Consider the following 11,544-nt stretch of genomic DNA (forward strand, 5'->3'; position numbering starts at 1 on the left):
AATCCCAGGTGATTCCCCCGCCTACCCCATATTCAGCTTTCCCTGTTGCCTTATCGATCACGACTGTACGAATCGGCACATTAAAAACGGCTTCGGATTCAGGGGTGATAAACCCGATTGCACCGCAATAAACTTCACGTGGTGAATTCTCGATATCAGCAATGATCTCCATCGTTTTTATTTTAGGTGCGCCTGTTATCGATCCACATGGAAAAAGAGCCTTGAATATATCAATGATTGTTGTTTCCGGATTCGTATCGGCTGTAATCGTGGATGTCATTTGCCAAACGGTCGGATATTTTTCAATTGCCTTAAGCTGAGGAACCTTGACGCTTCCAGGTTCTGCAATCATTCCCAAATCATTTCTCAGCAAGTCCACAATCATATAATTTTCAGCTTGATTCTTTTCCGAGGCTGCTAACCAGTCTGCATTGAGCTGATCCATTTTCAGAGTTGTTCCCCGCTTTACCGTTCCTTTCATTGGGCGAGTAATCAGCTGACCATCTTCCCAACGGAAAAACAACTCGGGTGAAGCCGATAGGATTCGATGTGTCCCCACATTCAAATATGCACTATAGTTCGAGCGTTGGGCTTTCTTCAAGCGATCAAAGAAAGCGAAGTCATCTCCTTTGAATTGGGATTTCAAACGCATCGTATAATTGACTTGATAGGTATTGCCTTTCTCGATTTCGAATTTTATTCTTTGAAACCCGGAATGATAGGTATTTGAATCCATTTCTGATTTCCATTCAGCTAAATTAAAAGCCCCGGTCATTTTTTCAGGTAAGTCTTCTTCCGCTTTATCAAAAATCCCGAACCATAATAATGGCATTTTGGCTCCATCTTTTACTTTAAAAGATTTTTCAAAAGCAGGTGCCGCTTCATAGGAAACATATCCCGCTGCATAATGCCCCTGTTGAATTGCTTCCTGGACTTTTTGGAATTGGGGAAGGACATCCTCAATTGAATGGGCGGTGAACACTTTTTTCGGGTTCGTAAAAAAAAGAGGCCGGCTGTCACCTTGTTTATCTGTGAAGTGAAATATTAAGGATAAAGGATCTTCTCGTTTCATTCTGCTCTCCTAACTTTGTTGATGAAGACAATCGGTATGTATTTTATAAAAAAGCTTGCAGACACGTAATCTGCAAGCTCATTCTTTGACACTTATTTCATTCCAGTAACTTCTGCAATGATTTCATAAGAACGAAGGCGTGCATCCTGATCATAAATGGCAGAGTTTATAATCATTTCATCCGCCTGTGTTTCATTTAAAAATGCCTGCAACTGCTCTTTAACCTCTTTTGGATTTCCTATAATGGAAGCGTTCAGCTGCTTCATGACAATGGCCTTTTCATATTCTGTCCAAAGGCCCTCCATCGTATCAACTGGAGGAGCAAGTTGACCAGGCGTGTTCCTTATCAAATTCAAGAACTGCTGTTGATAAGATGTAGCGATCCTTTGCGCTTCATCCGTAGTATCAGCTGCAAATACATTGATACCAACCATGACATAAGGTTTATCGAGAACGTCGGATGGTTGGAAATTATTGCGGTAACGAGCTAAAGCTGGTTGAGTGTTTTCAGGGGAAAAATGGCTTGCAAATGAAAATGGCAATCCCAGCTGTGCTGATAATGCTGCACTGAATCCGCTTGAACCAAGCAGCCAAATCGGGATATCCTGTCCTTCGCCAGGGATGGCGCGAACACGATTATGTTTAGAGTCCGCATCTAGATAGCTACGGAGCTGTGCCAATTGTTCAGGAAAATCCTGACCGTTATTACGTACATCACCCCGGAGTGCCATGGCTGTAAATTGGTCGCTTCCCGGAGCACGTCCCAGTCCTAAATCTATTCTACCAGGATACATTGCTTCCAATGTTCCAAATTGTTCTGCGATAACCAGTGGTGCATGATTCGGTAGCATTATACCTCCAGAACCTACACGAATTCTTTCCGTCCTACCTGCAACATAGCCTATAAGCACTGACGTTGCAGAGCTTGCAATCCCAGGCATGCTATGGTGTTCTGCAACCCAGAAACGGTTGTAATTCCATTGCTCCGCATGTTTAGCTAATTCTACTGTATTTTTAAAAGCTCCCGAAACTGTACCACCCTCAACGATAGAAGCCAAATCCAGAACGGAAAAAGAAATGTCGCTAAGTTTTTTAGCTTGTTGATCAGCATTCATATCTTCATCTTCTTTCTTTCAATTATGATTAATTGGACGCAAAGCCATCATATAGAAAATGCACACAAAATGCACATAAAATGCTCGAACGGATTAACTGTTAAGAATTTCCCTGGCAATCAAACGAAACGAATTAAGCCGATCCTCCAACTTATGAGTGATGGTTATCAGCATGATTTCATCAGCTTGATATTTCTCCTGAATCTCCAAAAGCCGATGCTTCACTTGTAAAGGGGTACCAAAAATCAGTTTTTTATCCAAGGTTTCCATCAGTGCTTTTTCTTTTTCAGTCCACACATGGTTCCTTACCTCTTCTATACTTGGAACCTGCGTTCTTTCCCCTTGACCACTTTGAATTTTCCATAGAATGTTGCTAAGAGCGATTTCTTTTGCACGTTCCTCGGTTTCTGCGCATATGGCCGAAACCGTAACGATCGTTTTAGGTGCTTTAAGTAACCCTTTTGTTTGAAAGTCCTCACGGTACTGGTGAAAACTCTGCACGCCATCATTTTCACTCATGAATTCACCAAACGCGTATGCAGTGCCATTCTCAGCGGCAAGTTTTGCACTTTTCCCACTTGTCCCCAATATCCATGGTTCAGGCGGTACCATTGGGATAGGAGCAGCAGAGAGATTTGAAAAAGGATGTTCTTTTGGAAATTCATCTCTTAGAAAATACAACAGTTCTTGAACAAGTTCTGGCATTTTGTAAACATTCTGAAGAAAATTATCGGATAATGCCATCGTTGCTTCTGCAGAGCCACCAGGAGCACGCCCCAGTCCCATATCAATCCGTCCTGGAAAAAGTGTTGCAAGCATATGATAAGTCTCTGCTATCCTATATGGCTTATAATGCGGAAGCAGCACTGCCCCTGATCCAATCCGGATATTTTTTGTTTGTGCACCAATGTAGCTTATCAAAACCTCTGGAACGGAACAGGCCAATCCCGGCAGATCATGATGTTCAGTTAACCAGATTCGGCTATAGCCCAGTCTATCCCCTTCTTGTGCTAGTTGTAATGATGCCTGCAATGCTTCTTGTGCTGTCTGTCCGGATGCAATTGGGGATTGATCCAAAATGCTCAGTTTCATTTTTTGTTACCGCCTTTCTTGGCTTTCGTAACTTAATGGTAAATCATAACTAGTCGAAAGTCGCTTGAAATGCTTGCTTTGTTATTTTAGTTTGCAGCCTTTAACGGATATTATAAGGGGTTGAAACTAAATCGGGGAGTAGAAGCGAACTATATATTCTAGCGAGGTATTTGGTTTAATACATTAATTGCGCAGGTGCTCGGGTAAGGAGTCATTTCACCACTTATTCTATCGAGGTTTTTTTGAAAGAAATGCATATAAAGAAAAGCCCTTTTTAAGGGCCTTTCCGAAATTATTCACTTTTTTTGAATTGAGATAGTAATTCATCTGCCATTATTTGCGAATCCAAACGGGCCGCAATAAATGGGGGCTGGACCCGATTATTGGACTCGACGGGCAAACCTAGCCAGACAACTCTTTTATCAAAGATGATAAAGGAAAAGGAAACTGGTGAACAAATAAAATGATCAGCGTTGATATCAGGATTTCTTTTTGCTGAAATGGTCGTCAATTTCACTGCAGGGTTTCTTTTCATCAAATATTGCTGCCATTCTTCTGACAAACTGTTCAAATCTGGAACAGCGATAACCATCTCTTGTTTTGTTGATTCAATATCTTCCTGAAAGTCCCCTAATTTACGGGCATGCATCCATTGCAATTTCGGGTGCTGGTGTTTAACCCATTTTCCAATGTCTTTCTTTGATACAATCTGATCATTTTGAATTTGATGATCGACAAGCTGACGAAGTGTTTTGCTGCGATAAACGTGTTTGTTAACAAATGAAGTGTCACATACATGTACGAACTTACCCTTAGTCCTTGTTATGGCCACGTTAATGAGCCTTTCACTTTCTCTCCCTGTCAATAACATTCCAGCCCTGTTTTGCGGATAACTATCAACAGTGTCAAAGATCATCATCTCACGTTCACTTCCCTGGAAACGATGTACAGTTGCAGCGATGATATCCGCCGTTTGCCGTTCTTTCCCATATAAGTCATCCAATAGTTTTTCCATCAAGTCTGCCTGAGCACGATAAGGGGCAACATAACCAATTGACCTTGATCCGCCCACATAAGCTTCATGAATCAGTTGAAAAGATAAAAGCAATTGCCATATATTCATTCTCGAATGGGATGTCCGTTCAGTAATGCAATATTCCCCTGCTAAGCTAGTATCAAGAAGTGCTGCTGCCTTATTGGCAAACGGTTCCGACAGCATTATACCTTCCCTGCTAGTCGCAACACTTTTATGATCGCCAACAAAATTGTTATAGACGACACGATTAGTGAATGCTGAAATATCCGGATGCATGCGGCGCTGTTCCTTTAATAGGAATAAATGAGGGTGGAGTTCTCCTTCTTCAACAGACTGGGCAACACCTGCCCGATGAAATATGTCTTCCTTCAGCCAAAGTTTCACGAGGGAATCGCGAGCAGAAGCTATGGGTGGCAATTGTTTGAAATCACCACAAACGATAATATGCTTGGCTAACGCTGCAGCAAAAGCTACCTGAGGTACGTAAGCCATACTCGCTTCGTCCAAAATAACCAGATCATACTCTTTTTGATAAACCGTATCATCATTTGCGGCTTTAGCTAAGGTCGTTCCGATGACTTTTGCTTCTTTTACGAATTGAACCTCTTTTTGGCGGATTTTCTCCAAGACTTTGGCCAGCTTTTTCTCTATCTCAATTAATTGATCTGTATCCCTTTTACTGAATGACCCTGCCAAGTCATACTTTAATAGACGTTTTTCTTCGCCAAGCTCTTCTTTTTCTTTAACTAATGTCGGTTCATGTTTCCCTAATAATTGCCCTGTAACAATATCATCATGGTTGGCTAGTGATTCACCGGTTTGAGATCCATAGCGAAGCACATCGCCTTCTTTGAAACGATCTTTCTTTTTAATGAATGATGAAATTTCAGCCATCAAAACATCGACAGCTGTGTTGCTATGGGACAAAACCAGAATTTTTTTATCTTGTAAATAATGATTGGCTACTGTACGAGCCAGTGTATAGGTTTTTCCTGTACCAGGGGGTCCCCAAACAAAAGTGACAGGATTGAACTTCGAGCGCGCATATAATTCTTTTACACTGCTTTGTTTTTCATTTAATGGATGTTTTTGCGGCATGGACGGATCCATCAGGCGTTTGATCCGAAGCCTTTTCCTTTTGCTTCTCTTGATTTCATCCAAGCGCACAATCAATTGTTCCAGCAATTCCCAGGGATCATGGTATAAAAAGGCTTCACCTATCATATCTCCTAAAGAAAGATCAAAAACAACGATTATACTTTTCCCCTCTGATGAAAGGATTCTTCCATCTTGTTTAATCCCTCCCCATTCCAGTCGAACGAGGGAACCGACAGGGATTTTTACCGATGAACCTGTTTCAAAATAATAATTGAAAGAACCGTCACTTGTAAGCAGATAGCCGTTTGAAACCAGGTATTTTGTGCTGCCATACTTTTTCAAATGCAAGATCTCAAGTTGTAGTGCCTGCTGCCATTCTTTTATATAATTTACTGTCGAATTCATTTTTCACTTTCCTCACAAAATATGCCATTGAAGTACAAAGAAACTGGCCCATTGGCTAGGCTCCGATGTTTAAAATAACGCTGTCACCATGACTTTTTTCGCGAATTACCTGTTTCTTCAGCATATAAAATAAGGCCCAATCTATTGATTGGGCCTTTCCTACGCCAATGTTTTAACTATACCATTATTTATAAAATCATACCATGGGCTCTTTTGGAAGAAATGGTTTAGATTAGCCTTCGGACAAATCAGTGAATTGGTCGACCAGATCGCTGAAAATCTTCATTGCATTTTCGATTGGATCAGGTTTAGTTAAATCTACGCCTGTTTTCTTTAGCAGCTCCAATGGAAAATCGGAACTCCCGCTTTTCAAGAAAGTCAAATAACTTTCAAGTGTTTTTTTGTCCCCAGAAAGGATCTTATCAGCGATAGTAATGGCTGAAACGTAACCAGTAGCATATTTGTAGACATAAAACGGACGATAAAAGTGTGGGATGCGTGACCAGCCATACTTCACTTCTTCATCGAAAATTATTTCATCTCCATTATAAGCACGAAATATCGATTCATAGGCTGTATTAAAAACCTCGGCATTTAGAGGTTCATCATTTTCAGCTTTTTCATGTACGATCTTTTCGAACTCCGCAAACATCACCTGTGTGAAGAATGTTCCTTTAAAACTATCTATGAAATGGTTAAGTAAGTGTTTTTTCTTCTGTACATCTTTTGTAATCTTAATTAAATGGCGAATCAAAAGGATTTCATTCACAGTTGATGCAACTTCCGCGACAAAAATGGAATACCCTGCACTTATTTGCGGTTGGTATTTTGAGCTATAGTATGAATGCATACCATGTCCAGATTCATGAGCAAGTGTAAATACACTATCTAAGTCATCACGGTGATTTAATAAGATGAAAGGGTGAACGCCATAAAGTCCTAAATTGTAAGCACCTGATCGTTTTCCAGGTGTTTCCCTGACGTCGATATATCTTTTTTCCTTAAAGGTTTTCAGGATTGTGATATACTCTTCGCCAAGAGGTTTCAGGGCCTCCACCATCAAAGAAAAACCATCATCGTAAGAAATCTCCTCTTTAGCGCCTTCAACTAATGGTACACTTAAATCATAGGCACGCAATTCTTTTACACCCAACAATTTTTTCCTTAAGTGAATGTATTTATGCATGGGTCCGATATTTTGCTTAGTAGACATAATCAAATTATCATAAACCTCTTTTGGAACTTGATCTCCAAATAATGATTTTTCCAAGGCAGATGGATAATTTCTTAGTTTTGACAGATTCACATTATTCTTGATTGCTGTGGAAAGTGTGGAAGCGATTGTATTCTTCAATTGTACATATGGCTGATAATAGGCGAAATAGGCCTCTTTTCTTTTATCACGATCATCGTCTTCGATCAATTTGGAATACATTCCTCGCGTCAGCTCTACCCTCTCGCCGTCTACATTCGTAACTTCACCAAATTTAATATCAGCATTGTTTATCATCCCGAACGTTTTTTGAGGTGCTGAAAAGGCTTCGCCTATTTGGGAAAGCACCTCTTCTTGTTCTTTCGTTAACACATGGGCCTTATAACGGAAGGAATCCAGTAGATTCTCCTCAAAATATTTCAAACCCTCGATTTCATTTATGTACCCTTTTAATGTGGGTTCTTCCAGGCTCAAAAGAAAAGGCATGAAAAATGCAGAAGCATTGCTTATTTTCTGCCCTAACTTACCAGCCCGATCCAGTAATGCTTGTGATGAGGTTACCCGTGTATCCAAATCCGCTTGAAGCATGGCAAAAACATATAGCTTGTTATAAATGTACCCAAGTTCCTCACTTAATCGTAAATACTCGAACAAATCTTGAGCCGACTGAATATGTCCATCGTAAGTTTTTAATTTCTCTGTCATCTTCAGGACTTCTTGATAATCTTTTTCCCAATTAGACTGATCATCGTAAATATCTTTTAAGTTCCATGTTTCTTCCATTTTTATTTCGTCACGTGATTTAAACGTTTGCATATTGTCTGCACTTCCTTTCATGCTTATAGGCTTACCCTTTATTATAATCGACTTTCAGAAAAATCTGCATAGAAAAACCAGTATGCTAAAAATACATACTGGTTTCGCCTTTTATAATTAGAATTTTGCAGCAGTTTCAGCCACTTTCGCCAATCCTTCGGCAACGATATCCTGTGAGCGATCTGGGTATTGATTATGTCCCTCGATTACGACTGTTTCTGGGTTTGTTATACCCCATAAGTTCAAATTCATCGTTACGTATTTCTCTGCCATTTCGCCAGCATCCATTCCAGGCAATGCATAATCGGACCCGCGTGCATTAAGTAATGCCACTTTTTTACCTCCAACTAAGCCGACTGGGCCTTCAGCTGTATATTTGAATGTTGTTCCCGCTTGAGCAAGATAAGAAATATAAGTTACCAATGGTGCTGGAACCGTTGCATTCCATAGTGGGAAAGCAAATACTACTTTATCGGCAGCAAGGAATTGATTCAAGTATTGTTGCACGATATCGGCAATCTTCACTTCTTCTTCAGTCAATTCCATACCTTGGCTGCGTTTATATAGAGCAGTAATTGCTGTATTTCCGTAGTAAGGTAAGTTCAGGTTAAATAAATCCAATTCAGTTATTTCATCGTTACTATTTGCTTCCTTATATGTGTTCAAAAACGTTTCATACATTTTGACACTAATAGCTTGATCCGCAGGGCGGTCATTTGATTTAACAAATAATACTTTAGACATTTTTGTTCCCCCAATTGTTAATTTTGTATGTTATTTTAAAAATAGCATTTAATCCATATATCTCGAATTAACTGCAATTGCTACTTTCACATTATAAAACCGAAAATCCAATAAGGCAAGAAATTTGTTTTTTATTTTCAAATGTCCATTTCATGAATTTTCACGGATTGATTTTTTATCCCCATTACCTTCCAAGGAAGATACGAAAAAACCGAGAGCAATTTGCTCTCGGTTAAGTTAACTCTTTATGATGGAAGGGGCACTTACCTTTTATCGGTTCTATATCATCCCCTATGAAAAATTGTTTCCATTCATTATGATTTACATCTCCAAAGTGACTGATATCAGGATGTTTTGGAAGGTTATCCCATTTCTCCACTCGTTCCCGAACCTTTTCACGCGACATGATTCCGCCTTTTTCCGTTCCTTCCAGGCCTTCAAAGATCATCCTGGGCTGGAATCCAAGTACAAGGCTATTTCCTAAATCTCGGGTTTTACGCTGTTTATAAGCAGGTGCATTACCAAAGACGAAGATTGGTTCCCCTGCAAAATGATAGTCCCATAAATAATGTTCGGGATCTTTCGGCGTTTCAATTGGCCAAGGTTTTTCATCTGCTTTATGCAGGTATTGCAGGATATCCCAAAACCTTTTACGGTACAATTCTATATCACCCTCTATCGATTCAGGCTCCATAAAGACAAAAAGGCCATGCCTGATATATGGTGGATCCTGAAATAGATCAAGAAAGCTTTCCACTGCTTTTGGGAGATTGGACCAATCTTCCTGAGTGATATAAGCATAACGAAGTTCCCCTTTATTTTCAGCTTTCATACCAAAATAACAAGGAAAGGTTTTATCGGTCACTGTATTATGGAATGTTTGATATTCCTTAATTAACCATTGCGGCACTCGATCGGGATTTGTCATATCTTCTTTTGTTAACAAACTTGAATTAGCAGTCAGCATCATTTTTCTCCTTACATCATTTTATTATATGTTACCCGCTTTAAATAAACTAAAACTTCTTCTGGCTGGAATAAACTCAATCAATCGTATCCTATATAATTACTTCATTATTTAAGAGATTATGACTGACTCCCGATTCATCGGGAGTCAATTAAAAACTTTCGATCTGCCTATTAATCATTTTCTTTACATTGGGATAACCTAAGAAAAAAAAGGAGTGATGCAAAATTGGCAAGGAGAAGGAAAATTCTAGTATCTGAAGCACGAAAAGGACTCGATGATCTAAAAGCCAAAGTAGCTGGTACAAAGGATCCCGAAGAAGCAAAGTTTGAAGTAGCAAAAGAAATGGGCGTACCGCTGAAAAAAGATTATAACGGAGAACTGACCTCCAAGCAGAATGGAAAAATAGGTGGAAAGTTAGGCGGAGGCATGGTCAAGGAACTTATAAAGATGGCACAGGAGAACTTAGGAAAAAAACATTAAAAAAGCCGATCCCGGTTGGGGTTGTTTATTCAAAAGATCATATATTAATCGAACTGAATGAACGAAAAAATTCGGAACTTAGTACATCGCAATTATTACTCAACGCAAAAGAGCCAACCTTTATAGGCTGGCTTTTTTTTAGTATTAATTAATTCTCACGGGTGTAACTCTTGAAACTACTGACATTATTAATTCCTCCGACATCGGGTAATTAGCGGCAGCTGGATCCGTCATTACCGCTTTAAGAATTCTTCCCATATTTGAATGGTCAATTCCATAGGCGCCGAAGTCGGAAGGCAGCCCAAGATCAGATAGGAAAACACGGAGCTTTTCTACCACTTTCGCTAAGATCCCTTTTGAATCTTCATCATGTATTTTCACATTAAAAGCTTCGGCCATCAAATGGGCCTTTGGAAGATATAAATCCGGATTTGTTTCCATGACGACCGGTAATAATACGGCATTAGCCAAACCATGCGGAATACGGAATAATGCCCCATATGCGTGGGCAAAGTTATGAACTGGAATCGCATTCAGTGCACTGCAAAATGCAGTGATTCCCATCATGCTTCCATGAAGCATTTCCATTCTGGCCTCAATATTCGTTCCGTCCTTTACGGCCCTCGGTAAGTTTCTTTCAATAACTCGAATGGCCTGATAAGCATACGCATCGGTTATTGTTGTCGCTGCAGGTGAAACGATCGCTTCAATTGCATGTGTCAATGCATCTGCACCAGTAAACGCCGTAATGTCAGATGGCAGTCCGACTGTTAATTCGGGATCTAGAATGGCAACATCCGAACTTAAAAAAACATTGTATATATTCATTTTGACTTTTTTACGTTCATTATATATGACTGCGATCGGGGATACTTCAGAACCGGTCCCTGCTGTTGTGGCTACGGAAATATGCGGGATATTCATGGATTGCGCTTTTGGAAAACCCTCATACAGATAACCGCCTGGTATCGAATCATTTATATCCGTAATTCCTTTATATAATCCGAATTTCAATGCCTTTGCTGTATCGATGACACTCCCTCCACCAATTGCAAGGATGGCATCGGCATTCACTTCGCGTGCATATTTCAATGCTTCGTTTACACATTCACTAGCCGCGTCTTGTGTAACATCCAGAAACTGTCCCACTATTTCAGCTTTGGCACTTAATTTCTGTTGCTCAAAAGTTTCTGCAACTTTTTTAACGACACCTGCATTTTCCAAGCCGGCATCACTCACGAGTAGAATCCTTTTGGCCCCGAAACCATTGAATAGGGCCGGAATGAGTGAACGAGTGTTAGTGCCACTGTAAACTGAAGACCTTAACCAAAAATTCGAATGAGCGTTTACCTTCATAAAATTTCACCTCAGATATACTAGTTTATAAACGCAATTAAGAATTGTTCATGCCCGGCTATCAAGTTTCTGATGGCCAGTCAGTATGAAAAGTAAAATGGATACTAAGCTTGTCTCTTTTATCGGCTTTATATAACCCCATATTCC

9 protein-coding genes are annotated in these 11,544 nt (G+C 39.9%); 1 reads left to right on the forward strand and 8 read right to left on the reverse strand.

Translation table 11 applies throughout. From position 1 onward, the window contains the following. The 7 genes from pabB to ACFVSH_RS17915 form a co-directional block, all read right to left on the reverse strand. A partial coding sequence (gene pabB / locus ACFVSH_RS17885) for an aminodeoxychorismate synthase component I (protein ID WP_387707142.1) occupies positions 1 to 1,072 on the reverse strand: 1,072 nt, incomplete at its 3' end. 92 nt (positions 1,073 to 1,164) lie between these two features. After that, complete coding sequence (locus ACFVSH_RS17890; protein ID WP_387707144.1) at positions 1,165 to 2,187, reverse strand: LLM class flavin-dependent oxidoreductase; 1,023 nt, start codon at positions 2,185 to 2,187, stop codon at positions 1,165 to 1,167. A 93-nt stretch (positions 2,188 to 2,280) separates the two neighbouring features. Beyond that, positions 2,281 to 3,279, reverse strand: a complete 999-nt coding sequence (locus tag ACFVSH_RS17895) for an LLM class flavin-dependent oxidoreductase (RefSeq protein ID WP_387598928.1) — start codon at positions 3,277 to 3,279, stop codon at positions 2,281 to 2,283. A gap of 292 nt (positions 3,280 to 3,571) precedes the next feature. Further along, positions 3,572 to 5,818, reverse strand: coding sequence for an AAA domain-containing protein (locus tag ACFVSH_RS17900; protein ID WP_387707146.1), 2,247 nt, complete (start codon positions 5,816 to 5,818; stop codon positions 3,572 to 3,574). Between the two features lie 232 nt (positions 5,819 to 6,050). Continuing rightward, positions 6,051 to 7,847, reverse strand: coding sequence for an oligoendopeptidase F (pepF, locus tag ACFVSH_RS17905; RefSeq protein ID WP_387707148.1), 1,797 nt, complete (start codon positions 7,845 to 7,847; stop codon positions 6,051 to 6,053). A gap of 117 nt (positions 7,848 to 7,964) precedes the next feature. Continuing rightward, a complete protein-coding gene (locus ACFVSH_RS17910) occupies positions 7,965 to 8,591 on the reverse strand; it encodes an FMN-dependent NADH-azoreductase (RefSeq protein ID WP_192204950.1) in 627 nt (208 codons plus the stop codon). Positions 8,592 to 8,823: 232 nt separating this feature from the next. Then, positions 8,824 to 9,558, reverse strand: a complete 735-nt coding sequence (locus ACFVSH_RS17915; protein WP_387598938.1) for a YqcI/YcgG family protein — start codon at positions 9,556 to 9,558, stop codon at positions 8,824 to 8,826. A 228-nt stretch (positions 9,559 to 9,786) separates the two neighbouring features. On the opposite strand from ACFVSH_RS17915, the gene ACFVSH_RS17920 reads away from it, so the two are divergent. Beyond that, the gene (locus ACFVSH_RS17920) at positions 9,787 to 10,041 is read left to right on the forward strand and encodes an alpha/beta-type small acid-soluble spore protein (RefSeq protein ID WP_260288278.1); all 255 of its coding nucleotides are present in this window, start codon (positions 9,787 to 9,789) and stop codon (positions 10,039 to 10,041) included. Between the two features lie 144 nt (positions 10,042 to 10,185). On the opposite strand, the gene ACFVSH_RS17925 is transcribed toward ACFVSH_RS17920, so the two are convergent. Beyond that, positions 10,186 to 11,397, reverse strand: a complete 1,212-nt coding sequence (locus tag ACFVSH_RS17925; protein WP_387598944.1) for an iron-containing alcohol dehydrogenase — start codon at positions 11,395 to 11,397, stop codon at positions 10,186 to 10,188. Positions 11,398 to 11,544 lie beyond the last annotated feature (147 nt).

Source organism: Peribacillus sp. NPDC058002 (assembly GCF_042886655.1).
In the GTDB taxonomy this organism is placed as follows: domain Bacteria; phylum Bacillota; class Bacilli; order Bacillales; family DSM-1321; genus Peribacillus; species Peribacillus aracenensis.